25 protein-coding genes are annotated in these 25,471 nt (G+C 74.0%); 13 read left to right on the top strand and 12 right to left on the bottom strand.

All coding sequences use genetic code 11. From position 1 onward, the window contains the following. The first annotated feature begins 58 nt into the window (after window positions 1-58). From ACH495_RS18195 to ACH495_RS18175, 5 genes are all read left to right on the top strand, one after another. Window positions 59-652 carry a pentapeptide repeat-containing protein gene (locus tag ACH495_RS18195; protein ID WP_396858878.1) on the top strand — a complete coding sequence of 198 codons (594 nt, stop codon included), beginning with the start codon at window positions 59-61 and terminating at the stop codon, window positions 650-652. Between the two features lie 292 nt (window positions 653-944). Beyond that, window positions 945-2,351, top strand: coding sequence for a hypothetical protein (locus ACH495_RS18190; protein ID WP_396858877.1), 1,407 nt, complete (start codon window positions 945-947; stop codon window positions 2,349-2,351). Window positions 2,352-2,519: 168 nt separating this feature from the next. Then, window positions 2,520-3,395, top strand: a complete 876-nt coding sequence (locus tag ACH495_RS18185) for a hypothetical protein (protein ID WP_396858876.1) — start codon at window positions 2,520-2,522, stop codon at window positions 3,393-3,395. Window positions 3,396-3,496: 101 nt separating this feature from the next. Further along, complete coding sequence (locus tag ACH495_RS18180; RefSeq protein WP_396858875.1) at window positions 3,497-3,838, top strand: DUF1330 domain-containing protein; 342 nt, start codon at window positions 3,497-3,499, stop codon at window positions 3,836-3,838. Between the two features lie 91 nt (window positions 3,839-3,929). Further along, the gene (locus tag ACH495_RS18175; protein ID WP_396858874.1) at window positions 3,930-4,241 is read left to right on the top strand and encodes a hypothetical protein; all 312 of its coding nucleotides are present in this window, start codon (window positions 3,930-3,932) and stop codon (window positions 4,239-4,241) included. A gap of 22 nt (window positions 4,242-4,263) precedes the next feature. Here ACH495_RS18175 and dacB read toward each other — a convergent pair whose 3' ends face one another. Both dacB and ACH495_RS18165 read right to left on the bottom strand, forming a co-directional pair. Continuing rightward, on the bottom strand, window positions 4,264-5,847 hold the full coding sequence (dacB, locus tag ACH495_RS18170) for a D-alanyl-D-alanine carboxypeptidase/D-alanyl-D-alanine-endopeptidase (RefSeq protein ID WP_396858873.1): 1,584 nt from the start codon (window positions 5,845-5,847) through the stop codon (window positions 4,264-4,266). Window positions 5,848-5,911: 64 nt separating this feature from the next. After that, window positions 5,912-6,628, bottom strand: coding sequence for an MIP/aquaporin family protein (locus tag ACH495_RS18165; protein ID WP_396858872.1), 717 nt, complete (start codon window positions 6,626-6,628; stop codon window positions 5,912-5,914). Between the two features lie 235 nt (window positions 6,629-6,863). On the opposite strand from ACH495_RS18165, the gene ACH495_RS18160 reads away from it, so the two are divergent. Further along, complete coding sequence (locus ACH495_RS18160) at window positions 6,864-7,145, top strand: iron-sulfur cluster biosynthesis family protein (RefSeq protein WP_396858871.1); 282 nt, start codon at window positions 6,864-6,866, stop codon at window positions 7,143-7,145. A 1-nt stretch (window position 7,146) separates the two neighbouring features. Here ACH495_RS18160 and ACH495_RS18155 read toward each other — a convergent pair whose 3' ends face one another. Further along, on the bottom strand, window positions 7,147-8,247 hold the full coding sequence (locus ACH495_RS18155; protein ID WP_396858870.1) for a hypothetical protein: 1,101 nt from the start codon (window positions 8,245-8,247) through the stop codon (window positions 7,147-7,149). A 186-nt stretch (window positions 8,248-8,433) separates the two neighbouring features. On the opposite strand from ACH495_RS18155, the gene ACH495_RS18150 reads away from it, so the two are divergent. Next, window positions 8,434-9,765: a cellulose binding domain-containing protein gene (locus tag ACH495_RS18150; RefSeq protein WP_396858869.1), complete on the top strand. Its 1,332-nt coding sequence runs from the start codon at window positions 8,434-8,436 to the stop codon at window positions 9,763-9,765. Between the two features lie 53 nt (window positions 9,766-9,818). On the opposite strand, the gene ACH495_RS18145 is transcribed toward ACH495_RS18150, so the two are convergent. The 3 genes from ACH495_RS18145 to ACH495_RS18135 form a co-directional block, all read right to left on the bottom strand. After that, entirely contained in the window at window positions 9,819-10,490 is a 672-nt protein-coding gene (locus ACH495_RS18145; RefSeq protein WP_396858868.1) for a PepSY domain-containing protein, read from the bottom strand. 139 nt (window positions 10,491-10,629) lie between these two features. Then, entirely contained in the window at window positions 10,630-11,907 is a 1,278-nt protein-coding gene (locus tag ACH495_RS18140; RefSeq protein WP_396858867.1) for a sensor histidine kinase, read from the bottom strand. Next, the gene (locus ACH495_RS18135) at window positions 11,904-12,596 is read right to left on the bottom strand and encodes a response regulator transcription factor (RefSeq protein ID WP_396858866.1); all 693 of its coding nucleotides are present in this window, start codon (window positions 12,594-12,596) and stop codon (window positions 11,904-11,906) included. Before ACH495_RS18135 ends, ACH495_RS18140 begins: the two co-directional genes overlap by 4 nt. A gap of 104 nt (window positions 12,597-12,700) precedes the next feature. Here ACH495_RS18135 and ACH495_RS18130 point away from each other — a divergent pair, with 104 nt between their 5' ends. The 3 genes from ACH495_RS18130 (at window position 12,701) to ACH495_RS18120 (ending at window position 14,326) form a co-directional block, all read left to right on the top strand. Beyond that, a complete protein-coding gene (locus ACH495_RS18130; RefSeq protein WP_396858865.1) occupies window positions 12,701-13,168 on the top strand; it encodes a septum formation initiator in 468 nt (155 codons plus the stop codon). A gap of 110 nt (window positions 13,169-13,278) precedes the next feature. After that, the gene (locus ACH495_RS18125) at window positions 13,279-13,683 is read left to right on the top strand and encodes a hypothetical protein (protein ID WP_396858864.1); all 405 of its coding nucleotides are present in this window, start codon (window positions 13,279-13,281) and stop codon (window positions 13,681-13,683) included. Between the two features lie 250 nt (window positions 13,684-13,933). Then, the gene (locus ACH495_RS18120; RefSeq protein WP_396858863.1) at window positions 13,934-14,326 is read left to right on the top strand and encodes a cupin domain-containing protein; all 393 of its coding nucleotides are present in this window, start codon (window positions 13,934-13,936) and stop codon (window positions 14,324-14,326) included. Window positions 14,327-14,378: 52 nt separating this feature from the next. Here the strand turns inward: ACH495_RS18120 and ACH495_RS18115 are convergent, their stop codons facing one another. Together ACH495_RS18115 and ACH495_RS18110 are read right to left on the bottom strand one after the other, a co-directional pair. Continuing rightward, on the bottom strand, window positions 14,379-15,542 hold the full coding sequence (locus ACH495_RS18115; protein ID WP_396858862.1) for a threonine synthase: 1,164 nt from the start codon (window positions 15,540-15,542) through the stop codon (window positions 14,379-14,381). An 8-nt stretch (window positions 15,543-15,550) separates the two neighbouring features. Continuing rightward, window positions 15,551-16,585 carry a DNA polymerase ligase N-terminal domain-containing protein gene (locus ACH495_RS18110; RefSeq protein ID WP_396859003.1) on the bottom strand — a complete coding sequence of 345 codons (1,035 nt, stop codon included), beginning with the start codon at window positions 16,583-16,585 and terminating at the stop codon, window positions 15,551-15,553. A gap of 70 nt (window positions 16,586-16,655) precedes the next feature. Between ACH495_RS18110 and ACH495_RS18105 the strand changes: the two genes are divergently transcribed. Further along, complete coding sequence (locus tag ACH495_RS18105; RefSeq protein WP_396858861.1) at window positions 16,656-17,438, top strand: aldo/keto reductase; 783 nt, start codon at window positions 16,656-16,658, stop codon at window positions 17,436-17,438. Window positions 17,439-17,497: 59 nt separating this feature from the next. Here ACH495_RS18105 and ACH495_RS18100 read toward each other — a convergent pair whose 3' ends face one another. Then, window positions 17,498-18,637, bottom strand: a complete 1,140-nt coding sequence (locus tag ACH495_RS18100) for a cellulose binding domain-containing protein (RefSeq protein WP_396858860.1) — start codon at window positions 18,635-18,637, stop codon at window positions 17,498-17,500. A 221-nt stretch (window positions 18,638-18,858) separates the two neighbouring features. Between ACH495_RS18100 and ACH495_RS18095 the strand changes: the two genes are divergently transcribed. Continuing rightward, complete coding sequence (locus ACH495_RS18095; RefSeq protein ID WP_396858859.1) at window positions 18,859-19,965, top strand: FAD-dependent monooxygenase; 1,107 nt, start codon at window positions 18,859-18,861, stop codon at window positions 19,963-19,965. A gap of 129 nt (window positions 19,966-20,094) precedes the next feature. Then, a complete protein-coding gene (ctaD, locus tag ACH495_RS18090) occupies window positions 20,095-21,852 on the top strand; it encodes a cytochrome c oxidase subunit I (protein WP_396858858.1) in 1,758 nt (585 codons plus the stop codon). Between the two features lie 433 nt (window positions 21,853-22,285). Here the strand turns inward: ctaD and ACH495_RS18085 are convergent, their stop codons facing one another. The 3 genes from ACH495_RS18085 to ACH495_RS18075 all read right to left on the bottom strand — a co-directional run bounded on the left by ACH495_RS18085 (window position 22,286) and on the right by ACH495_RS18075 (window position 25,457). Further along, window positions 22,286-23,512 carry an MFS transporter gene (locus tag ACH495_RS18085; RefSeq protein WP_396858857.1) on the bottom strand — a complete coding sequence of 409 codons (1,227 nt, stop codon included), beginning with the start codon at window positions 23,510-23,512 and terminating at the stop codon, window positions 22,286-22,288. Window positions 23,513-23,574: 62 nt separating this feature from the next. Further along, the gene (locus tag ACH495_RS18080) at window positions 23,575-24,156 is read right to left on the bottom strand and encodes an isochorismatase family protein (protein ID WP_396858856.1); all 582 of its coding nucleotides are present in this window, start codon (window positions 24,154-24,156) and stop codon (window positions 23,575-23,577) included. A gap of 14 nt (window positions 24,157-24,170) precedes the next feature. Next, window positions 24,171-25,457, bottom strand: coding sequence for a nicotinate phosphoribosyltransferase (locus ACH495_RS18075; protein ID WP_396858855.1), 1,287 nt, complete (start codon window positions 25,455-25,457; stop codon window positions 24,171-24,173). Window positions 25,458-25,471: the final 14 nt, after the last annotated feature.

The following is a 25,471-nucleotide window of genomic DNA, read 5'->3' as shown; positions in this document are numbered from 1 at the left end:
ACCTACCCGCCGGTACGGCGAGCGGGAAGTGTCGGCCGGCCCCACTAGTGTCGGCGGCATGCCGGAGCTCGTCGAGGACGTCACCTACCGCCAGCAGGACTGGTACGCGGAAGAGCTGGTCGACCGGCACTTCACCCGCTGCGAGTTCTTCGACGTCGACCTCACCGAGGCGGTCAGCCGGGGCGCGGTGTTCACCGAGTGCGTCTTCGGCACCGTGGCGTTCAACGCCTCCCGACACGTCGACTCGGCGTTCACCCGCTGCACGTTCACCCGGTGCAACCTGTTCGAGGCGGAGTTCACCGGCTGCAAGCTGGTCGGCAGCAGCTTCGACCGGTGCGACCTGCGCCCGCTGCGGGTCGACGGCGGCGACTGGTCGTTCGTCGCGCTGCCCGGCGCCGATCTGCGCGGGGCGCGGATCACCGACGTCCGCATGCGGGAGGCGGACCTGACCGGCGCCGACCTGACCGGCGCGGTGCTCACCGGCGTCGACCTGTCCGGGGCCCAGCTGCACGCCACCAAGCTGACCCGCGCCGACCTGCGCGGCAGCGACCTGTCCGCGCTCGATCCGACCGCTGTGGAACGGGCCGGGGCGCGGGTCGACGTCGAGCAGGCCGTGGCACTGGCCCAGGCGCTCGGCTTCCAGGTCGGCTGAGCCCGCCGGCCCCTCGCTCCGCACCTCGTCGACCCGGGGGCATCCTCGGTCGTGACGGTGCGTTACACCTCCCGGGAGAAGAGTCCCTGACGGCGATATACCTCTGGGTCATAATTATGACTCAGGGGTATATCGTGCTGAACCGTCCCCTCTTTCCGGGGCCGACGCGCCCGAGCTGCGGCGGCGGAAATTGGTTCGCGTCGACGGCTTCTCGAAGATCGAAGCGTGTGTCATCCTGCCCTGCGGCGAGCCGCGGTGACGGCCGCCGGCTCCGGCGGCCGAGGGAGGGGCGGTGGCTGAGGAGAACACCACGCAGTCCGGGATCCGGGTCGGCGGTTGGCTGCCCGCCGTACCGGTCGAGCCGGCCGCCACGCCGCGACCACCCGCCGGCCCGCGTCGCCTCGCCGGCGATCCGGGCTCGGGCGCGAGGGAGCCGGCGGAGCCGGCCGGCGCGAACGTCTCCCCGGCCGACGACGCCGCACCGGCCCCGAGCGAGGTGGCGGTGCCGCCCGGTGATGCCGCCGGACCGGTCCACGCCGTGCACGCCGGGCCCACACCGGTCGACCGGGGGCCCGGCGGTTCGACGATTGTCCGGCCGGCGTCCGTCGGGCCGGCGTCCGTCGGGCCGGCGTCCGTCAGGCCGGCGCCCGGCCCGGCCCCGCTGATCGGGCACGCTCCGCCGCCGAATCGTGCCGTGTCGCGGGAGGGGGTCGGCCGGCGATCGGCGGGCGTGGACCCGTTCGGGGACGGGAGGTCGGCGGTGGCCGGCCGGCACACGGCCCCGGAGAGCCTCCGTACCAGGCTCGCCGGCCTGGCCGGCCCGTTCGCGGTCCGGCTGCGGGGGACGTCGGTCCGGCTGCGGAGGGCGTCGTCCGCCCGGCTGCTGCACGACCTCCGCGCGGTCGCGGCGCGGCCCGCGCCCGAGGACGCGGCCACCCGGGTCGGCGCCGCGCGGGCCCGCCGCCGGCGCCGGCGAACCGTGTTGGCCACCGCCGTGCTGACCGCGTCGGTGGTCGCGCTGGCCTACTCCGCCCGGTCGCCGGCGCCGCCCGAACGCGGGCGGACCGTGCCGGCTGCCGGGCCGGCGACGCCGACGCCGGCGCCGACCGCGGCGCCGCCCACTGTCGTCCCGGCCACCGGCGACCCGGCGCTGCCCGGCGATCCGCTGCTCGGGGTGGACCAGGAACCGGTGCCGCCGACGGTGTCGCTCACCCTGCTCGGCACGCGGGACTGGCGGCACTGGGGCGGCGCGGGCGCGGACAGCGTCCAGCGCAAGCAGCGCGGCACCGGCGAGATCGAGGACCCGGGCGGCGGGCGGTTGGAGCACAACGCCGGGGTCTCCGGCCTGAGCTGGACCGACGGCACACCGACGGCGCGGCAGGAGGGCACCCGGACGGGCGTGTTCCGGCGCGGCGCCGGCAAGACCTTCACGCTCGGCGTGGCCGGCAGCGGGGACCTGCGGACCGTCCGGCTCTTCGTCGGGGTGTTCTCGGCCGGGGCCCGGCTCGACGTCTCACTATCCGGCGGTGGCGATCCGGCCGTCCGGGAGGTGGCCCTCGCTCAGGGTGACCGCTTCTACCAGTACGTCGTCCATTTCCGGGCGCCACGCGGGCAGCGGTTGTCGATCACCTGGCGGGCGCTCGCCGTGACCGGTGGGCAGAACGACGGGGTGTCGCTGGAAGCGATCACGGTAAGCTGACCGACCGCGTGGCTGGACGGCGGTGGGTCCGTTCTGCTACCACTTGGTAACGAACTGGAAACGCCCGTCGGCTCACATATGGCGCAAACGGCCGGCCGGTGACACCGTGAAGCCCGTCGCGCTCCGGCCGCTTCCGGCGGCGCCGCGTGAGACGAAGCGGAGGGTGTGGTGGGCGAGGAGGACCGTTCGCGAACCGGCCCCGGCTCGCATCGGGAGGGCCGTCCGCGTACCCGGTCCGCGCTGCGCCGGCTGCGGCGCCGACGGCGGATGGCGCTGGAGGGCCTGGCCGCGTTCCTCTGCCTGGCGGCGCTGGTGGCCTACCTCGGCACCGAGCGGCACGACGCGCCCCGCGAGGAGAGCGCGGCCCTACCGGTGGCGCCCACCGGCCGGGTCGGGTTGCCGAGCGACGCCGACGGCGCGGTCGCCACCCCCGGGCTGCGGCCCCGGCAGCGCCCGCCGTCACCGAGCCCCACACCGTCCACCGTGGCGCCGTCCACGGTGGCGCCACCGACCGTCGCGGTCAGCCGCGCCGAGGTGCCCGCCTCGGTCGACCTCACCGCCGTGGGCGCCGTCGACTGGGTCCACTGGGGGCTGCTCGGCGCCGACCGGACGGTCCGTAAGCGGGGCGGCTCCGGTGCGATCCGGGACGAGGGCGGCCGGGGCAAGCGGGAGAGCTTCAGCAACAACCCGGAGGCGTACGCCTGGCGCGACGGCACGCCGGTGGCCTCGGCCAGCGGCACCATGTCCGGGGTCTACACCTGCGACCAGGGCAACGGTTTCCGCCTCGCGGTGACCGCCGACGGGCAGTCGCGCACCGTGCACCTCTTCGCCGGGCTCTGGATGGCCCGTGGCCGGCTCGACGTGCGGATCGCCGGTGGCCCGGTCAGCACACTCCGGATGGAGGACCCGCACACCGCGCTGACCGCCGACTTCTCCGTCCGGTTCCGCGCGCCGCGCGGCGCGAAGCTGCTGCTGAACTGGACCGTGGAGGAATCCCTCGGCCAGTGCGGCAACGTCAGCCTCCAGGCCGTCGCGTTGCGCTGACCGCGCTTACCTCCCGGGTAATCGACCCGGCGCGGGCCGTCCGCGCAGAATCGGTGGCACCTGCCGCGCCGGGGGACCGGCGCCGTCACCGGGGAGGAAGCATGCCCGCGTTCGCGCTCGCCAGCCTGCGTCCCGCGCAGCTCAACGACGAGATCCTGGAGTACATCGAGAAGGTGCAGTCGACGCTCGTGCCGTTCGGCGGGCGGTTCCGGGTGCACGGCGCCCAGCCGGAGGTGCTGGAGGGACGGTGGCCGGGCACCGTGGTGATCGTCGAGTTCCCGGACGTCGAACGCGCCCGCGCCTGGTACGCGTCCCCGGCGTACCAGGAGATCCTGCCGTTGCGGACGCGGAACATCGAGGGCGAGACGATGATCGTGGACGGGGTCGGTCCGGACTACGACGCCGCGCGTACCGCCGCCCGGATGCGGGCCGCGCTCGGCTGAACCGTCGGGACAGTTTGTCCGTCGCGCGTCGGGCCGGCCGTCGTACCGTTCCGGGGTCCCCGCCCGTCCATCCTCTGTGGAGGCCCGACCGATGACCCGCCCCGCGTCCCTCGCCCCCGCCCGTCAGCCCTCCGATCGTGGCGGGCTGCGCGACATCCCGCTGCCGCCGTACGTGACGGTGGAGGACGTCCAGTTCGCGGTGCGGGCGGTGGTGGTGCACGCGCCACGGACCTGGTCGGGCGGGACGATCTGCCGCAACGACGCCAGCCCGCACCCGTGCCGGTTGCACCGCTGGGGGCGGCGGGTGCTCACGCTGCGCGGGCTGCCGCCGGCCGAGATCGACGCGCTGGTCGAGCGGGGCGACCCCGCCGCCGCCCCGCGCCCGTACCGGCCCGGCGCCTGAGCGGCGGGCCGGCGCGGACCGGTCAGCAGAGCGCCGGCTTGACCCAGGAGCACTCCCGCCCCTCCGGCACCCGCGGCGAGTCCGGCGCGGTGGGCACGGTCCGCCGGGTCGTCGCCGTCTCCTTCTCGGTGTACGTGGCCAGCGCGATCGCGATCTGGTCCTCCAGCCCCTTGACCGACGAGGTCAGGTAGTTGTTGAGCACGATCGAGAAGGCCAGCAGCCGGCCGTCGGCGTCGGTGACGTAACCGGAGAGGCCGGACGCGCCGGTCAGGCTGCCGGTCTTGGCGTGCACGTTGTTCGCGGCGGGGGTGCCCACCATCCGGCTGCGCAGCGTCCCGCCCACCAGCCGGTCGGTGTTGCCGGCCACCGGCAGCGCGGCGTACCAGGTGTCGAACCAGGGTTCGGCGCGGACCGCGGAGAGCAGCGTCACGAACTGGGCGGGCGGGATCAGGTTGCGCCGGGACAGGCCGGAACCGTCGCGCTGGCGCAGCGTGCCGGTGTCCATTCCGGCGTCGCCGACGTATTCCCCGATCGCCGCCAGCCCGGCGGCCCAGGTGCCGGAGCCGGAGAGCACCCGGCCCAGTTCCTTCGTGAGCACCTCGGCGTGCCCGTTGTTGGAGAGCTTGAGGAACGGCACCATCAGGTCGGCCAGCGGCATCGAGTCGTGCCGCGCCAGCGGCCGGGCGGTGTCCGGGGTGGCGGTGCCGAGCACGGTCCGGCCGAGCACCCGTACGCCGTGCCGGCGCAGCGCGGTCCGGAACACGTCGGCGGCGTACCCGGTCGGTTCCCAGACCGTCACCCAGTCGCTCTCGGTGGCCTGGCCGACCGCGATCTGGCCGGTCACCACGACGGTGTTGCTGCCGTGCTCCCGCTCGATGGAGATGGTGGTCTCGCCACCGGTGACCGTCTCGGCCCGGTTGTCGACGCGCAGCCAGCCGTTGTCCGGGGTCATCGAGACCTTCGGCCGGACGCCGGCCCGCGTGCCCGGCGCGACGTCCACGATGACCGTGCCGGCGTCGTAGTCGGTGTCCGGCGCGACGGTCAGCGCGGACACCTGCGCCGCGTAGTAGTAGGGCTCGTCGTCCCAGGTCCAGTCCGGACCGAGCCGGGTGCGGTCGTAGCGGGTGTCGTCCGCGACCAGGTTGCCGGTCACCACCCGTACGCCGGCGGCGGCGACCTGCTCGGCGAGCCGGTCGTAGTCCGCCGCGAGCATCGTCGGGTCACCGCCGCCGCGCAGGTAGAGGTCGCCGGAGAGCAGCCCGGCGCGGCGCGGCCCGTCGGCGCTGACGTCGGTGGTGAAGCGGTGCCCCGGGCCGAGCAGTTCCATCGCCGCCGTCGAGGTGAGCAGCTTGGTGTTGGAGGCGGGGACGAGTCGCCGGGTTCCGTTGCGGTCGTAGAGCGTGCGGCCGGTGGTGGTGTCGACCACGACCACGCCCGCCTGCGCACCGTCGAGCCGGCTGTCCGCCAGGATCGCGTCGATTGTCGCGTGCAGCCGGGTCTGCGCCGGGGTGGGCGCGTCGGCCGTGGCGGTGGTGGTGCCGGCGGTGGCCGCGGTGGCGACCAGCACCAGCGCCGCGAGCGCCCGGGGAAAGAGACGACGATGCATGTGCAGATGCTGCCATGGCGGTTTCCTGCGGGAAAGGGCCCGGAGCGAAAGGTTATTGCCGAACTCAGGTCCGCGGTGTGGCCACCCGCTCGGCCGGCCCGGGCCCGCCCGCACCCGGGCGCAGGATCAGCGGCGCCACCAGGGCGGCGAGCGCGCCGCCCAGCAGCGGGAAGACGATGAAGACCCAGAGCTGGCGCAGCGCCGTGCCGCCCTGGAACAGGGCCGGGCCGAACGACCGTGCCGGGTTGACGGAGGTGCCGTCCAGCGTCAGGCCGACCAGGTGCGCGGCGGCCAACGCGAGGCCGATCGGCACCCCGGCGAACGCGGCGTGCTCGCCCCGCCCGGTCACCACCAGCACCACCAGGACGAAGAGGAACGTCAGCACCGTCTCCAGCACCGCCGCGCCGCCCAGGTTGATGTGCGCGCCGTACCCGTTGGTGCCGAGCGCGCCGGTCTGGTCGACCACGTCACCCCATCGGGTGAGCGCCCAGATCACGAACGCGGCGACGGTGGCGCCGGCGAACTGCGCGATCCAGTACAGCACCGCCCCCAGCGGGGAGATCTTCCCGGAGAGCAGCACACCCAGCGTCACCGCCGGGTTGATGTGGCTGCCGGAGAGCGGCCCCATCGTGTACACCAGCGCCAGCATGGTGAATCCGAAGGCCAGGGCGACCACCACCACGCCGCCTTGGACCCGGGCGAAGACGGCGCTGCCCACGCCGAAGAAGATCAGCAGCAGCGAGCCGAGGAACTCGGCGACGTACCTGCGCGGGTCATCCATGCCCCGAGCTTATGGAGCTGCCGGCGGATCGGAGGAGAAACCGCTGTTCACGACCGATAACCCGGCTCTATTTGACGGATGGCGCGGCAGCGGGCACGGTGGGTGGGAGGGCCGTCCGAGCGCCCTCCTTCGTGCGGCGCGAAACAGCGTTTCGTCCGCTTCCGGGTCGCGAGCCGACCGCGTGGGCCGAGTCGCCCGCGAATCCCAGAGCAACCCAGCCATGAGGAGTTCCGCCATGCTGACCATGACCGACAACGCCGTCCTGGTGATCCGTGACCTAGCCGCCCAGCAGGACGTGGCCGACGCGGGCGGGCTGCGCATCGCCGCCGACACCGAGGCCGGCTCGCTCTCCATCGAACTGGTCGGTGAGCCCGTGCAGGGCGACCAGGTGGTGGACGCCCAGGGTGCGCGGATCTTCCTGGACTCGGACGCCGCCGAGCTGCTCAACGACACCTCGGTCGACGCGGTGGTCGACGACGAGGGCGTGGTCCAGTTCGGTTTCACCGAGCAGGAGTGACTCAGCCGGCGCGGCGGGACTCCCCGCCGCGCTGCGGCCGGCCGGCGCGTCCCCACTCCGGGGTGTCCTGGCCGGGCCGCCACGAGTCGCCGCGCTGCTCGTCCGGCCGCCCCAGCGCGGCCAGCACGTGGGCCAGGTGATGCGAGGTGCTCCAGGCGAGCCAGTTGGCAGGCGAACCCGCCCCGGCGCCGCGCCGGGCCCGGCGCAGCACCTCGTGATCGCCCCAGGAGAAGCCGGCCCCGGCCGCCGGCCAGTGCGGGGCGGCCACCAGCGTGCGGCACAGGTCGGCGAGGCGCTCGTCGCCCCGGCCGCCCCGCCGGCACCAGCGGTAGATCCACCATGCGCCGTGGTCCGCCCACCGCAGCGTCGGCAGCCGGTCGCCGGGCGCGTCCGCATCGCGTACCGCGCAGCCCACCCCGTAGTCGCCGTAATCCAGCCGCAGGTCGGCCAGGCGTTGCCAGAGCAACCAGTCGTAGCGGTCCAGGCGGACCGGCTCGTCGACCGGGAGCCGGGACAGCGCCGGCGGCATCCCGCCCGCCGCCACGGTCACCGTGCGCCAGGCGTGCCGTCGGGCCCACTGGGCCGCGCGCCGGACCCGTGGCTCGGCCAGCCGGACGTCGGCCAGGCAGCAGACGTCACCCGCGTCCAGCAGCAGGTCGCACTGTTCCGGCACCAGCCCGGTGGACCGCCACACCCGTTCCGCCGCGGCGGTGGTGGCGTCCGGCCCGGCCCGGTCCGGCCCGGTCCGCAGCCGGACCACCGCCCGGCCCGCCCCGGCCCGGGCCGCCGCGCCGTGGGCGCTGAGCCGGCGGTCACTCTCCGCCAGCCCGATCACCGGCACCAGGGGTACGCCCCAGCGGACCGGGTCGTGTTCCGGGGCGTCCGGCAGCGCCGACACGTCGACGGCCGGCAGCAGCGAGGCGGGGAGCCGCCGCAGTGCCTCCACCGTGCCCGGTTCGTCGGCCGGGACGTCGACGATCGGGGCGAGCAGCGCGGCGGCGGTGTCGTCGAGGTGGGCCAGGGCCTCCAGCTCGCCCCGCCGGCCGGCCAGCACGGGACGGTAGACCGGGTCCGGCGGCCGGCCGCCGGGTGCGGACACCATACTTCAATGTAGCGACTCGATTGCTCTCCGTCACCGTCCCGTTCGGCTGACGAACGGCCGCCATTGACACGCCGGTCGTCCCGGTGGTGGCATGGTCTCCGCGGGCACGGCCGGGCATGGACGGGCAACCATGACCACCCCTGAGCCGCCCCGTGCCCGGGTCGGCCCGCCCGGAAGGCCACCCCCATGACCCCGCAGTCCCGCCTCCGGCTCGGCGCGGCCCTGACCGCCGCCGCCGCCGCGCTGCTCGTTGCCGGTCAACTACCCGCGCTCGCGGTCGACGACCCACCCGCACCGGTGACCGGCAACGCCACCCACTTCGACGGCCTCGGCTCCCCTTACGGCGGCTGCGGCCTGCCGCAGTCCGAACTGGACTCGCCGGACTTCGTCGCGCTCAACGTCTACGACCTGCCCGGCGACTACACGTCCTATCCGGTCCGGCCGCTGCCGCCGGCGCAGGCGGACCGGATCGGGCTGTGGAACAACGGCCTGAACTGCGGGCGGTTCGTCCGGGTGACGATCGGGGACCGCTGCACCGGCACCAACGACGGCGCGCCGGGGCAACCGTTCTGCCGCAACGGTTCCTGGGTCGCCGACGGCTACAACGGCGCCACCCTCACCATGGTGGTCGCCGACTCCTGCGGCGACGGCAACGCCTGGTGCCGGGACGACCGGAACCACCTGGACCTGTCCACCGCCTCACTGAACCGCTTCGCGCGCGGCGGCGTGCCGGTCGGCGACCTCTATCCGAGCCACTGGAACAACCGGCAGGTGTCCTGGTCGTTCGTGCCGGCGCCCAACTACTCCGGCGACCTCCGGATCGCGTTCCTGCGGGGCGCCCAGCGGTACTGGCCGGCCATCGCGGTGTCCCACCTGCCCAACGGCATCCACGGCGTGGAGTACCTGGCCGACGGGGTGTGGCGGGCCGCCACCATGAACAGCGACATGGGCCAGTCGTACGTGCTCGGCGCCACCACCGTCGGCGGCACGGACTTCCAGATCCGGGTGCGGGACGTCACCGGCGCGCTGGTGGGCGGCGGCCGGGTGTACCGGTTCGCGCTGCCGGCCTCGTGCGGCGGCACCTGCTCCGCCGCGTACACGCCGGTCACCTACACCACGTCGGACGGCCCGACGGCCCCGCCGAGCCCGACGGTCTCACCGAGCCCGAGCGTCCCGTCGAGCCCGAGCCCGACGCCGACCACCCCGCCGCCGTCCGGCTCGGGTTGCGCGGCGACCTGGACGGTCACCGGCGCGTGGGCCGGCGGCTTCCAGGCCGAGGTGACCGTCCGCAACACCGGCACGTCCGCCGCCACCGGCTGGACCAGCGAGGTCACCTTCGCCGGCGGGCAGCGGCTGGTGAACGCGTGGAACGCCGGCGCGACGCAGGCCGGCGCGCGGGTGACCGCCACGAACGCGGCCTGGAACGGCGCGCTGCCGGCCGGCGGCGCCACCGGTTGGGGCCTGGTCGTCTCCGGCGACAACCAGCCGCCGTCCGAGCTGCGCTGCACGCTGCGGTGACGCGCCCGGGGGCCGGATGCGGAACGGCTCCGCACCCGGCCCCCGGCCGGCGGTCAGTCGTCGTCGCCGTGGCGACCGTGGTCGTCGTCCCGGTCGTGCGTGCCGCGGTCGTCGCTCCGGCCGTGGTCGTCGCGCCCGCCGTCGTCGTCGCCCCGGCGATGGTCGTCCCGTGCGCCGTCGTCGTCTCGCCCGTTCCGGTCGTCCCGTGCGCCGTCGTCGCGCCCGTCCCGGTCGTCCGTGCCGGCCCGCTGCCGGTCGGCCGCCAGCACGGTGCCGGTCACCCGGTCGACCTTGACCTCGTGCCGCCAGCCGTCCCGGCTGACCTTGACGCTCCACGCCGGACGGCCGTGCTCGGTCTCCGCCTCGATCTCGGTGACCCGGCCGCCCCCGATCCGCGTCAACGCCACCTCGGCGGCCCGCTGCCGGCTCACCGTGCCGCCGGCAGCCCGCGTCGGGCCCGCGTCGTCATCCGCACCCCGGCGGGCCGGGTCGTCGTCGTCGCCGGTCGCCGTCCGGGCCGGGTTGTCCTCGCCGTTCGTGCCCGACCGGGCCGGGTTGTCCTCGCCGCTCGTCGCCGTTCGGGCCGGGTTGTCCTCGACGGTCACGGCGGCCGGGGCGGTCCGGCCGGTCGACCGGTCGGCGGCGGTCGCGCCGAGCGCCGCGCCGGTCACCGCCAGCACGGCGACTCCACCGGCCGCGGCCAGCATCAGGGAGGTACGTCGCATGGTTGCCACCTTTCCTCGGTTCGTGCCGTCGAGACTGCGCGCCGGACGGTCGGGGCCGCGCTAGCCGAGGGACAAGGCGGGGTTAAGGCGCGTCGTCACCGGCGAGACGACCATTGGCCGGCGACCCGGCGCGGAACGGTCACCCGAGCGGCGCGACGCCGAGCCGCAGCACGATCCGGGCCCCGCCGCCGGCGGCGGTGGACAACTCCAGCTCACCGCCGCTCGCGCGGGCGGCCCGCTCGGCGATGTCCAGACCGAGCCCGGTCGACCCGGCCCGGCTGGCGCCGCGCCGCACCGGGCCCGGCGGCAGCCCCGGGCCGGCGTCCGCCACGGTGAGCGCCACCCGGTCCGCCTCCGCCGCGAGCCGCACCGTGAACGGGGTGCCGTCGGGCGTGTGGGCGAAGACGTTGCCCAGCAACGCGTCCACGGCGGCGGCCAGCTCGTCACCGCTCAGTCGCACCGGCAGCGGACCGGGGGCGAGGTCGAGCGTCACGGTCCGGCCGGTGTCCTCGGCGAGCACCGACCAGAACGTCACCCGCTCGTCGACCACCGTGGCCGCGTCGCAACCCTCGCCGGTGGCCGCCGAGCTGCGCCACCGGGCCTGCCGGATCACCCCGGTCACCGCCCGCTCCAGCCCGTCCGCCGCGGCGGTCAGGCGGGCGGCGTCGTCCGGGTCGCGCAACGACTCGGCCTCCAGCCGCAGCGCCGTCAACGGGGTACGCAGCCGGTGGGACAGGTCGGCCACCTGCTCGCGTTCCTCGCGCAGCAGGATCTGGATCCGCTCGGCGAGGTGGTTCAGCGCGCCCGCCACCTCGCGCAACTCGGTCGGACCGGCCGGTTCGACGCGCGCGTCCAGCTCGGCGTTGGCGAGCCGGTGCGAGACGGCGGACAGCGCGGTGATCGGCCGGACCAGCGTGCCGGCCAGCCGGTCGGCGACCACCAGGCCGACCAGCACGAGCAGCGCGCCGAGCAGCGCCAGCACCTGCCAGGCGCGGGTCACCCCGGCGGTCAGCTCGGCGCGGGGGACCAGCGTCCGGATCACCCCGGTCCCCTCCGGGCGGCCCTGCACCGCGACGACCACCTCCCGCCCGGCGGCGGACTCGACGGTCAGGCTCTGCCCCCGGGCGGCCAGCGTGACCGCCGGGGTGCGCGGCGCCGGCGCGCCGAGCACCGTGCCGTCGGCGAGGAAGACGCTCACCTCGCGGCCGGTGTCGACGGCGAGCTGGTCCACCGTCAACCGGACGGTCTCCGGCGCCGCGGTGCCGACCACGGTGACCAGAAGCTGCACGTCGGCGGTGGCCCGGGCGGTCGCGCGGTCCGCGGCGACGGTGCGCACCAGCACGGCCAGCGGCACCAGGAACGCCACCATGACGAGCACCCCGACGGCCGCGACCAGCAGCGTCAGCCGGCGCCTCACCGGCCCTGCCCCGGCACGTCGAGCCGCACCCCGACCCCGCGCACGGTGTGCAGGTAGCGGGGTGCCTGGGCGCTCTCGCCGAGCTTGCGGCGCAGCCAGGACAGGTGCACGTCGACCGTCTTGTCGGCGCCGCCGTACGGGATGCGCCAGACCTCGGTCAGGAGTTCCCGCTTGGTGACGACCTGGCCGGGCCGGGCGGCGAGGTGGTGCAGCAGGTCGAACTCGCGTGGGGTCAGCTCCACCGGCGTGCCGTCCAGCGTGACCTGCCGGGACCGCCTGTCGATCCGCAGCCCGCCGAGCACCAGCGCCGCCTCCGTCGCGCCGCCGCCGGCCGCGCGTCGCAGCACCGCGCGGATCCGCGCGTCCAGTTGCGCGGCGGTGAACGGCTTCACCAGGTAGTCGTCGGCGCCGGCGTCGAGCAGGCGCACGATCTCGACCTCGTCGTCGCGGGCGGTCGCCACCACGACCGGCACCGCGCTGACCGCACGCAGCATCCGCAGCAGCTCGGCGCCGTCCAGATCGGGCAGCCCGAGGTCGAGCACGACCAGGTCGGGCCGGTCGTCCAGGGCGTCGCGCAGCCCGCCCAGGGCGGTCGACGCCGCCGCGACGGCGTGCCCGTACTCGCGCAGGGCGCGCAGCAGCGGAGCGCGGATGGTCAGGTCGTCCTCGATGAGCAGCAGGCGCGCCACGCAACGGAGGGTAGCCGCTCGACCGGCCGGCGACGGCGTCCGTTAACCGGACCTTAGCGTCGCGCTACGACCGGCCCAACCCGCTCGCGGGGCACACTCGGGGCATGGATCGCCGTACCCTCCTCGCCGTCACCGGCTGGCTTGCCACGACCGCCGCGGCCACGCTCGTCGGGCTGGCCGCCGTCGACCTGGCCGGCGCGGGCATCACCGGAACGGCGGGCGGGGTGCGCACCGAGCGGGACGTCGCCCGCGCGCTCGCCGTACCCGAGCCGGGGCCGAGCGGCGCGGTCGGCGCGGGCCCGGTCGCGACGCCGACCGGCACGCGGTCGGGCACGCCGGCGCCGACCGGCGCGTGGCGTGGCTTCGTGACGGAGGGCGGCAGCGTGGTCGCCGAGTGCGGCCCCGGCGGGGTCCGCGTGGTGACGTCGGCCGCGGCGCCCGGATACCGGGCGAAGGACACCGACCTGGGGCCCGACGACCACGTCGAGGTGCGCTTCCTCGGCGAGGAGCGGGAGTACGAGATACGGCTGCGCTGCCGCGGCGGGGTGCCGACGAGAGACCCGGAGGACTGAGTATTCCCAGCTCAGAGCCGGTGACTGTCCAAGATCGGACAGTGCTGTCGCTGGATGGTGGGCGGCGTGGCGACATAGCTTCGGAAACAGGAGAGGGAGAGAGGACCACCATGTCCAGCCCCAGATCGAGGAGGGGAGCGACCGGCCAGCCCACCCCGAGCGCGCGCGAGGCCGCGCACGTCGACACGCAGATCACCTCGGGCTCGTCGGCCGGGCTGCCGCCCACCGCGCGCGTGCTGTTCGCCGTGGTCGACGCGAGCGGCACGCTGATCCGCGGCCTCGGCGCGACGTCGGCCACCCGGCTCGCGGCCGGGATGTACCAGGTGGCCTTCGACCAGGACGTCGCCGGGGCGGCCTACGTCGGGACGATCGGCCCCGCCAACGGCGGCGGGCTCGCGCAGCAGGGCGTCATCACGGTGGCTCCCCGGGCCGGCATCGCCAACGCGGTCTTCGTCGAGACGCACGCCGCGAGCGGGCATGCGGACCGCCCGTTCCACCTGGCCGTGCTCGCCTGACGGGGCGCACGCACGAGCGCACGGCGCCGCACGACCGTCCGGTCGTCACGTCGCCGCGCTCTGGCCGTCTCCCACCGTCGCAGCCGTACGGCGGTACGTCAGCGGGGACCTGGCTCGACCGGCCCAGCCCGCACCGGTCTTGTCGGGTGCAGATGCCCGTCCGGAGCGGATCCAAACCTGACCGGCGTGGGGAATTCCACCATCTGCCAGTCCCGGCGTGGTGGGCACGCGAACGGGGTATGAGCCGGGCATGGAGCATTTCACGATCGCGACCGTCGCCGAGAAGAGCCCCGACTTCCGCCGCGTGCTCTGGACCGGGGAGCACACGCAGTTGGTCATCATGACCATCCCGCCGGGCGGCGAGATCGGCGAGGAGGTCCACGAGGGCATCGACCAGATCCTCACCTTCGTCAGCGGCACCGGCGAGGCGCGGGTGGCCGGGGAGAAGAAGGAGGTCGTCGCCGGCGACCTGGTGGTCGTGCCGGCCGGCACGAAGCACAACTTCGTCAACACCGGGCCCAACCCGCTGGTGCTCTACACCGTCTACGGCCCGCCGGAGCACGCCGACGGCGCGGTGCACCGGACGAAGGAGGAGGCGGACGCCGCCGAGGAGGCCGGCGAGGACGAGCCGCCCACGGCCTGACTGTTAAGAAGGGGCCCCTCCTATACCTGAAGCGTTAAGAAGGGGCCCCTCCTTACACCAGGCCGGGGTACTTGATGCCGGCGCCGGTGTTCAGGACGACGACGCGCTCGCCGGGGCGGATCCACCCGCCGGCGCGCAGGTGCCGGGCGGCGGTCAGGCAGGCCGCGCCCTCCGGGCAGAGCAGCAGCCCCTCCCGGGCGGCGAAGTCGCGCAGGTCGGCGACGATCTCCGCGTCGTCCACCGCGATCGCGGTGCCGGCGCTGTCCCTCAACGCGGCCAGGATCAGCTCGTCACCGAGCGGGGCCGGCACGGTGATGCCGAACGCGACCGTCTGCGCGTCCCGCCACGGGGTGGCACGCGCCTCGCCGGCCGCGAACGCGCGCACGATCGGCGCGCAGCCGGTGGACTGCACGGCCACCAGCCGGGGCAGCCGGTCCTCCACCCAGCCCAGCTCGCGCAGCTCGTGCAGCGCCTTGTGGATGCCGATCAGCCCGACGCCGCCGCCGGTCGGATAGATGATGACGTCGGGCACCTGCCAGCCGAGCTGCTCGACGATCTCGTACCCCATGGTCTTCTTGCCCTCCAGGCGGTAGGGCTCGCGCAGCGTGCCGGCGTCGAAGATCCGCCCGCCCGAGTCGGCGACCAGCGCGGCGATCTCCCGGCCGGCGTCGTTGATCAGCCCGTCGATCAACCGCAGGTCGGCGCCGGCGGCGAGGCACTCCTGCCGGCAGATGGTGGGCGCGGCCAGCGGCATGGCGATCGTCGCGCCCATCTGAGCCCGGGCCGCGTACGTCGCCCAGGCCGCGCCCGCGTTGCCGTTGGTGGGCATGGCGATCCGCTCGACGCCCAGCTCCTTCGCCCGGCTCACGCCGACAGTCGCGCCCCGCGCCTTGAACGACCCGGTCGGGGTGAGCCCCTCGTCCTTGACGATCAGCTCCGCCACGCCGATCTCGTGGCCGTACGCCGGGGCGTGCCACAGCGGCGTCCAGCCCTCGCCCAGCGTGGTGACGAACCGCGGATCGGCCACCGGCAGCAGCTCCCGGTAGCGCCACAGGTCGGCCGGGCGGAGCCCGAACTGCTCCGGGGTGACAGTGGCGGCGACCGTGGCCAGGTCGTAGCGGGCCAGCAGCGGGGACCCGCAGCCGCACAGGTTCTGCGGCTTGTCGGCCGGGTGCTCCAGGCCGCAGCGCGGGCACTCCAGGTGCGTCAGGTGCACGGTGGTCCTCAGCTCGCGTCGATGCTCAGCCAGTGCCGGCTGCGCCGACCCGGCTCGTACGGGGAGTCGAGGCGCTTCGCCACCACTCCGGGGAGCCCCTGCTCACGGGCGGCCCGCAGGGCGTCCGCGCCGACCCCCGGGAACCACGGCGGAGTCTGCCAGTGCGGGCCGGCGAGCGCCAGACCGTCGAGCCCGCCACGCCGTTGCGCGTACGGCACGTCGAGGCTGGTCACGCCCTCCAGCCAGAGCAAGTCGACGGCGAGGAACTGACCGTCCCGCTTGCTGGGCGGCTTGACCCGCCCGGCCGGGTCGATCCGCACCAGCACCCCGTCCAGCACCACCTCGTTGGGGGCCAGCTCCTCGGCCATCGCCCGCAGCCAGGGGTAGTCGGCGGTGATCTCCGCGTCGTCGGCGTCGAGCAGCCGCAGCCGGCCACCGGAGACGTACGCCATCGCCCGCACGCCCGCCCAGCGCGGCTCGTACCCCCAGGCGTCGGCGTCGCGCGGCAGCCGCTTCCCCTCGGTGGGGCGCATCGGGCGGACCAGCTCGGGCATCGGCGTCCAACCCGCCGGCGCCGGGTCGGTGCGCCGGACCATCCAGTCCCGGCCCCGGCCGCCGGTGGCGAACAGGACGTACCGCCCCGTGGTGCGCGCGCCGTCCAGCACCACGATCACCTCGTCGTCGCGCCACTTCTCCGCGCGGTAGGTGCCGGTGTCGTGGACGGTCATCCGCCCGCCGCCGTACTCGCCGGCCGGGATCTCGCCGGCGAACGTGAGGTATTCCATCGGGTGGTCCTCGGTGTGCACGGCGAGGTGGTTGCGGCCCGGCTCGCGGGGCAGGCCGCGCGGCACCGCCCAGGAGGCCAGCACGCCGTCGTGCTCCAGCCGCAGGTCCCAGTGCAGGCTGCGGGCGTGGTGCTGCTGGATGACGAAGCGGGGCGCCCGCCCCGCCGGCCGCTTCCGGCGCGGCGCCCGCTCCGGCACCGGTTCCGGGGTACGCGCCGCGTCCCGCTTGCGCCGGTAGTCCTCCAGCCGGTCCGCCACAGCCGTATTCTCCGGCATGGCCGGGCCGAGCGCCGGCATGGCGGCGGCGATCAGGGGTAGAACCGTCGGCATGGACCTCGACCAGCCCACCCTCCCGCTTCCCGGCGACGTCCGGATCCCGCTGCTCGGCTTCGGCACCTGGCAGGCCACCGGCGAGGACGGCTACCAGGCCGTGCTCGCCGCGCTGGACGCCGGCTACCGGCACCTCGACACCGCCACGATGTACGGCAACGAGAAGGAGGTCGGACGCGCGATCGCGGAGAGCGGGCTGCGCCGGGAGGACCTCTTCATCACCACCAAGCTGCCGCCGGACCGGGTGGGCCGGGAGCGGGCGACGATCGAGGCCAGCCTCGCGGCGCTGGGCACCGAGTACGTCGACCTGTGGCTGGTGCACTGGCCGCCGTCCGCGCCCGGCGACAGCATCCCGATCTGGCGGGAGATGCTGGCCGCCCGGGACGCGAACCTGGCTCGCGCCGTCGGGGTGAGCAACTACTCGACCGCGCAGCTCGACGAGCTGATCCAGGCCACCGAGGAGACGCCCGCGGTCAACCAGATCCGGTGGAGCCCGTCGCTGTACGACCGGCAGACGCACGCCGCGCACCGGGACCGGGGCGTGGTGCTGGAGGGCTACAGCCCGTTCAAGACCAGCGACCTGTCCGACCCGGTGCTGGTGCGCATCGCCCAGGCGCACGACGTCTCGCCGGCCCAGGTGGTGCTGCGCTGGCACATCGACCACGAGATCGTGGTCATCCCGAAGTCGGTCACGCCGGAGCGGATCCGGGCCAACGCCGACGTGTTCGGGTTCTCGCTGACCGCCGAGGAGATGCGCGACATCGACGCGCTCGGCGGCTGATCCGACGTACGGAACGGGGCGCGGTCCGGACGGACCGCGCCCCGCTCACGTTCGGGTGGTCAGCCCCGGGCGCAGGTGGCGCCGTTGAGGGTGAAGCTGCTCGGCGCGGAGAAGCTGCCGTTCAGCGTCGCCTGGTAACCGAAGTTGGTCGACGCGCCGGGGGCCAGCGTGCCGTTGTAGTCGACGTTGCGCGCGGTCACCGCCGAGCCGCTCTGCGACACGGTGGCGTTCCACGCGCTCGTCACGTTCTGCCCGGAGGGCAGGTTGTAGTTGAGCGTCCAGCCGTTGATGGTGCTGTTGCCGGTGTTCTTGACCGTCACCTCGGCGGTGAAGCCGTTGTTCCACACGTTCGTCGACCGGTAGGTCACGGTGCAGGCCGTGTTGCCCGAGGGCGGGGGCGTGGTGGTCGGCGGCGTCGAGGTGGGCGGCGGGTTGCTGCCGCCGGTGTTGACGCTCTGCGAGAACGAGTTCACCGCCAGGCCGACACCGCCCTGCCACGGCTCGAAGCCGGCCTGGATGCTGGTCAGGTACCAGTCGTTGGTGATCGCGCCCCGGTTCCGGGTGTCGTTGATGAACGCCATCGCGTCGAAGCTGAAGCTGGGGATGGCGGACGGCGCCACGTACGAGATGACGTTGTTGGAGCCGTTGCTGCCCCGCCAGACCTCCCAGGTCCGGCCGGCGATGGTCGTGTTGCCGACCGGGGAGCCGATGGGCTGGATGGAGCCCTGCCGGTTGAGCCAGATCATGATCTCCATCTGGTTCACGCCGTCCTTCTTGGGCGACGGGTCGAGCCAGATGTCGTACGCGGCGTCGTAGGTCGCGCCGCTGACGTAGTTGTAGCTGATGCTGGCCGGCGCGTTGCTGATGTTCTTCACCTGCACCGGCAGGTTCGTGCCGGGGGAGCAGTTGGTGTAGTGGCAGCCCACGAAGATCGAGGGGTAGGAGACCGGCGCCCCGTTGGTCGGCGCGGAGCCGTCCGCCCGGGTGATCGAGAAGCCGGTCGAGGTGACGTTGATGCACTGCTGGGCGCTGGTGCCCCAGCGGTTGTTCTGCACCACGTACTTGCCGCCGATGGTGGTCGAGCCGTACTGCTCGCAGATCTGGGTGTCGGCGGAGGCGGTGCCGCCGAGCGCGACGGCGACGATGCTGCCGGCGGCCAGCAGGCCGGCGGCGGCGATGGCGCGGAGTGAACGCTTCATGATGCTCCTTGGCTCGGCGCGGGGGCGCCGGTGGTGTCGAGGGATACGGGCGGGAGCGCTCCCATGTTCACCGAAACACATTTACATGTTTGAAACGGATGCGCAACTGAACCGGTTAATAAGCTGGAGGAAGGGGTCCCCGGGCACTTCCGTGCCCTGGTCGCAGCGAGTAGTGTCTTGCCTCCAACGCGTTCCGACCCCCTCCGGAGGCGTACTCCACGATGGGTGGTTCTCCCCTGCGCATCCTCGTCGTCGGCGCGGGCATCGCCGGCCTCGCCGTGGCCCGGGCGCTGCGTCTGGCGGGGTTCCGGCCGGACGTCACCGAGCGGCTGCCGCCCACCGAACGCACCGACACCGGCCTCTACCTCCCCGGCAACGCGGCGCGGGCGATGCGCCGGCTCGACCTGGACGGGCCGCTGCGACCGCTCGGCCAGGTGATCCACCGGCAGCGCTTCCTCGACGCCGCCGGCGCGCCGCTGTGCGAGGTCGACCTCGACGCGCTCTGGGCCGGGGTGGGGGAGTGCCGGGCCCTGCCCCGAGCCGAACTGCACCGGGTGCTGCTCACCGGCGCCGGTGGCGCGGTCCGGCACGGCGCCGAGGTGAGCACCGTCGAACCCGGGCCCGTCAGCGTCGCGGTCGGCTTCACCGACGGCACCGGCGGCGAGTACGACCTGGTCGTCGGCGCGGACGGGCCCCGCTCCGCGGTCCGCACCCTGGCTGCCCTCGGCGGCCCGCCCCGCCCCGCCGGGCAGGTGGTCTACCGCGCCGTGGTGACCGGCGGCCCGCGGGTCACCGACTGGACCGCCCTGCTCGGCCAGCGGGCCGGCTTCCTGATGGTGCCGCTCGGCGCCGGCCGGCTCCACTGCTATGCCGACGAGGCCGGCACCACCCTGCCGACCGACCCGCTCGCCCGGCTGCACGAGCTGTTCGACGACTACGGCGGGCCGGTGCCCGAGGTGCTCGCCGCGCTGGAGACGGTGCACGTCGAGCGCACCGAGGAGGTCGAGTTGGGCCGCTGGTCCCACGGCCGGGTGCTGCTGGTCGGTGACGCCGCTCACGCCGTCGCGCCGACGCTCTCCCAGGGCGCCGCCATGGCGTTGGAGGACGCGGTGGTGCTCGCCGAGTCGCTCCGGGACGCCGGCAGCGTCGACGCCGCCCTGATCGCGTACGAGAGTCGGCGTCGGCCGCGTACCCGCTGGGTGCGGGACCGGACCCGGGACCGCAACCGCACCCGCGACGTGCCGCCGCCGCTGCGCGACCCGCTACTGCGCGGACGCGGCGGCCGGATCTTCGGCGAGCACTACCGGCTACTCACCGGCCCGCTGTAGAAGCGCCGAAGATCGTAGCCGCCCACCCCACGCGGCGGGGCCACCTACCGGGGACTATCCTCCTTGCGGATGACGGCTGCGCCGATGACCAGCGCGCCGAGCGGGACAACCCAGAACCGGAGGCCACTCGTGACCACCGTCGCACCCAAGCCGGTCGTGACCCGGCCCTGGCCGGTCCGCGAGCCGGTCAAGGGGTCGGCCCTCGCGCGGCTGCTGCGCACCACGGACGCGAAGCAGATCGGGATCATGTACATGGTCACCGCGTTCGCGTTCTTCATGATCGGTGGCCTGATGGCCCTGATCATGCGCGCCGAGCTGGCGCGACCGGGGCTGCAGTTCCTGTCGCCCGAGCAGTACAACCAGCTCTTCACCATGCACGGCACGATCATGCTGCTGTTCTTCGCGACGCCTATCGTGTTCGCCTTCGCGAACTACGTGGTGCCGCTGCAGATCGGCGCGCCCGACGTGTCGTTCCCCCGGCTCAACGCGTTCGCGTACTGGCTCTACCTCTTCGGCGGCACGCTGGCCGTCGCCGGCTTCATCAGCCCCGGCGGCGCGGCCGACTTCGGCTGGACGGCCTACACGCCGCTGAGCAGCGTCGAGCACTCGCCGGGCGTCGGCGCCAACATGTGGGTGGTCGGCCTCGCCATCTCCGGTCTGGGCACCATCCTCGGCGCGGTCAACCTGATCACCACGATCCTGACCCTGCGCGCGCCCGGCATGACCATGTTCCGGATGCCGATCTTCACCTGGAACATGCTGGTCACCAGCCTGCTGGCCATCCTGGTCTTCCCGCTGTTGGCCGCCGCGCTGTTCGCGCTCGCCGCGGACCGCCTGATCGGCGCCCACGTGTACGACCCGGCGACCGGTGGGCCGATGCTCTGGCAGCACCTGTTCTGGTTCTTCGGGCACCCCGAGGTCTACATCGTGGCGCTGCCGTTCTTCGGCATCATCACCGAGATCATCCCGGTGTTCTCCCGGAAGCCGATCTTCGGCTACAAGGGCCTGGTGGCCGCCACCGTGGCCATCGCCGCGCTGTCGATGAGCGTGTGGGCGCACCACATGTTCGCCACCGGCCAGGTGCTGCTGCCGTTCTTCAGCTTCCTGAGCTACCTGATCGCGGTGCCGACCGGCATGAAGTTCTTCAACTGGATCGGCACCATGTGGCGGGGCCAGGTCACGTTCGAGACGCCGATGCTCTGGGCGATCGGCTTCCTGGTCACGTTCCTCTTCGGTGGCCTGACCGGTGTGCTGCTGGCCAGCCCGCCGATCGACTTCCACCTGCACGACTCCTACTTCGTGGTGGCGCACTTCCACTACGTGCTGTTCGGCACCATCGTGTTCGCGGTCTTCGCCGGCATCTACTTCTGGTTCCCGAAGATGTTCGGCCGGATGCTGGACGAGCGGCTCGGCAAGATCCACTTCTGGCTGACCATGATCGGCTTCCACACCACGTTCCTGGTGCAGCACTGGCTGGGCGCCGAGGGCATGCCCCGCCGGTACGCCGACTACCAGGCCGAGGACGGCTTCACCACGCTGAACATGGTCTCCACGATCGGCGCGTTCATCACCGGTATCTCGACGCTGCCGTTCATCTGGAACTGCTGGAAGTCGTACAAGACCGGCCCGGTGGTCGAGGTCGACGACCCGTGGGGCCACGGCAACTCGCTGGAGTGGGCCACCACCTGCCCGCCGCCGCTGCGGAACTTCGACCGGATGCCGCGGATCCGCTCCGAGCGGCCCGCGTTCGACCTGAAGTTCCCCGAGCTGGCCGCCGGGCAGAGCGTCGCCGGCCCGCCCGAGGGTGGCGCCAAGCCGCTGACCAGCGAGTCCGACGGCGGAGCCCGCTACCAGGAGGACCAGATGGGCCGCGTCGAGCAGAACTGACGCCCTGCCCCGACGGGCGCCGCACCCCTCCCGGGGCGCGACGCCCGTCGCCTTTTTCCCCGCCCTCGCCTTTCCTCGCCCTCACGTTGCCTCCGTTGATCAAGGAGTTTGCGTCGGCGATGGCCACCGCCCCGACGCGAACTCCTTGATCAACGGGGGTGACCCCGCCGGGCCCGGCACCGCACCAGCAGCCCGCACGACCAGACCGCCGGCCGCGCGCCAGCGCATTGGCGATCATGAGGTTGGCGGCGCGACACGCCGGCCCGGAACCCGTCAACCTCATGATCGCCGGGCGGAGCTCAACCTCATTGCGCGCAGGTGCGCGCACGCGCACACCGGTAGCCGCTCTTCCCCGGAAAGCGGGCCTGTTCCGGCCCGGATACCCACTCTTTCCGTGAAAGAGGGCGCACCGCCTCTGGGGGTGGGTGGGTGGTCAGGGGGTGGTGGGTGCCAACTCGGGGGCGGGCTTGGCGGTGTCGGGGGCGGACGGCGAGGTGCGGCGGTGGCGCAGCTCGACGGGGAGCACGGCCAGCGCCACCAGCACGCCGATCGCACCGGTGACCGCGAAGCCCCAGGCCGGCGCGGAGGCGTCGATCACGGCGCCGGCCAACGGCGCGCCCAGGGCGATGCCGATCGTGACGGCGGAGCCGTGCAGACCCATCGCCAGGCCGCGTACGCCGGGCGGCGCCAGCCGGCTGACCGCGTCGGAGGTGGCCGCGATGGTGGGTGCGCAGAGCGCGCCGGTCGGGATCAGCGCCAGGCAGAGCAGCCACCAGTGCGAGCCGCCCAGCCCGACCGGAATCGTGGTGAGGCTGAGCGCCGCCATCAGCGCCAGCGGGGAGAACGAGCGGCGTACCGCGCCGTAGGCGAAGCCGCCCACCAGCGAGGCGACCGCCCAGGCGGCCAGCACCGCGCCGGTCCAGCCGACCTCGCCGCCGGCGCGCAGCACCGCCACCACGGCGACGTCGGTGCCGCCCAGCACCAGCGTGGCGGCCAGGCTGACCGCGAGCACGGCGAGCAGGCGCGGGGTGAGCCACTCCCGGCGGGGCACCGCGACCCGCGGACCGGTCGTCTCGTCGGCGGCCCGGGTCGGTGGGTTCAACAGCCAGAAGCAGATGCCGGAGGCGACGATGCCGGCGCCGACCGCCCAGAGCGTGAGGCGCGGCGTGACGGCGGTCGCCAGCGCCACCGCGAGCGCGGGACCCACCATGAACGACAACTCGACCGACATCGAGTCCAGCGCGTACGCCGGGCGGCGCTGCTCCACCGGGACCAGCGCGGCGATGGACTGGCGGACCAGCGAGAAGACCGGCAGCGCGAGCAGGCCGGCCAGGAAGGCGGCGGGCAGCAGCACCGGATAGGACAGGGTGGGCGCGACGGCCCAGAACGTGCCCTCGACGACGGTGCAGAGCAGCAGCACCGGCCGCAGGCCGTGCCGGTCGACCAGCCGGCCGAGCAGCGGCGCGCCGATCGCCGCGCCGACGGTCGCCGCGGCGCCGACCAGGCCGGCGGCGCCGTAGCCCCGCCCCAGGTCGAGCACCACGTAGAAGGTGAGCGTCACCCCGACCGCGGTCAGCGGGATGCGGGCCAGCACCGACACCAGCAGCAGCGAGCGCAGGCCGGGCAGGGCGAGCGCCTCCCGGTAGGGCTTCAGATTCACGACGGCCGCACCTCCGGCGCCATCCTGGGCGCAGGGTACGACAGTCGCAAGCGATTACCTGGTCAAGCGGCCTTGATCACAGGTTCACCCACCATGGCGACCCCGGCGCCGTCGAGCGCGCGCAGCGCCACGTCGAGTGTTTCCGGCGCGACGGCGGCGGTCAGCTCCAGCAGCACGGTGGTGTGGAAACCCTCCCGGGCGGCGTCCAGCGCGGTCGCGCGTACGCAGTGGTCGGTGGCGATGCCGACCACGTCGACCCGGTCCACGTCGTGCCGGCGCAGCCAGTCGGCCAGGCACTCGCCGTCGGGCGCGTGCCCCTCGAAACCGGAGTACGCGGCCGCGTGCTCGCCCTTGTGGAAGATCGCCTCCACCCGGCCGGTCTCCAGCTCGCTGTGGAACTCGGAGCCGGACGTGCCGACCACGCAGTGCCGCGGCCAGGAGTCGACGAAGTCCGGCGGGTCGCCGAAGTGCGCGCCCGGGTCGACGTGGTAGTCCTTGGTCGCGACCACGTGGTCCCAGCGGCCCGGTTCGGCGGCGAGCAGCCGGGAGATGCCGCCGGCCACGCCGGCCCCGCCGCCGACCGCGAGGGAGCCGCCCTCGCAGAAGTCGTTCTGCACGTCCACGATGATCAAGGCGTTCGCCATCTGGTCGGTCCTCCTCAGGTCGCGGGTACGACGGTCACCGGAACGGCCGGGTCGCCGCCGGACAGTTTGAGCCCCTCCCACGGGATGGAGATCAGGCACTGCCGCAGGTGCTCCCGGGCGTCGTCCAGCGTGGGCAGCGACACCGGCTCGCCCGACACCACGTACGAGTGCTGGAGCAACCGGTCGTTGGGCTGCCGGTCCGGCACGCCCTGCGGCACGATGACCTCCTCGGTGGCGGTGCCGGTCGGCTTGTGCCGGCGGACGGCCACCTTCCGGCCGCCGATGGTGGACTTGTGCTCGGAGCGCTTCACCACCGGCCGCCCCTCCACCTCGACCAGCTTGTAGACCAGGCCGGCGGTGGGCGCCCCCGAGCCGGTCACCACGGCGGTGCCGGCGCCGTACATGTCCACCGGCTCGGCGGCGAGCGAGGCGATCGCGTACTCGTCCAGGTCGCCGGAGACGATGATCTTCGTTTCGGTGGCGCCGAGCGAGTCGAGCAGCTCGCGGGACTGCTGGGCGATCATCGCCAGGTCACCCGAGTCGATCCGGACCGCGCGCAGCTCCGGGCCGGCCACCGCGATGGCGTTGCGGATGCCCTGCGCGATGTCGTACGTGTCGACCAGCAGCGTGGTGTCCTTGCCCAGCGTGGCGACCTGGGACGCGAACGCGGTCCGCTCGTCGTCGTGCAGCAGGGTGAACGCGTGCGCGGCGGTGCCGGCGGTCGGGATGCCGTAGCGCTGCCCGGCGGCCAGGTTGGAGGTGAACCGGAACCCGGCCAGGTACGCCGACCGCGCGGCGGCGACGGCGGCCTCCTCGTGCGCCCGGCGGGAGCCCATCTCGATCAGTGCCCGGCCCCGCGCGGCGGTGACCATCCGGGCCGCCGCCGCGGCGACCGCGCAGTCGTGGTTGAGCACGGACAGCACCAGCGTCTCCAGCACCACGCACTCGGCGAACGTGCCCGACACGGTGAGGATCGGTGAGCCGGGGAAGAACAGCTCGCCCTCGGCGTAGCCGTCGACGTCACCGGTGAAGCGGTAGTCGGCCAGCCACTGGGCGGCCCGGTCGTCGACCACGCCGGTGCGGCGCAGGAAGTCGATCTCCGCCGGGTCGAACCGGAAGTCGCGGATCATCTCGATCAGCCGGCCGGTGCCGGCGACCACCCCGTAGCGGCGGCCGGCCGGCAGCCGCCGGCTGAACACCTCGAAGACGCAGCGTCGGTCGGCGGTGCCGTCCTGGAGCGCGGCGCTGACCATGGTCAGCTCGTAGTGGTCGGTCAGCAGCGCGGGGCGAAGGGTGCTCACCGCCCCAGCCTAGA

Origin of the sequence: Micromonospora sp. NPDC018662, assembly GCF_044391475.1 — a bacterium.
Classification (GTDB): domain Bacteria; phylum Actinomycetota; class Actinomycetes; order Mycobacteriales; family Micromonosporaceae; genus Micromonospora.
Note: the sequence above shows the minus strand (reverse complement) of the source record. Positions and strands in the feature narration are given on the sequence as shown.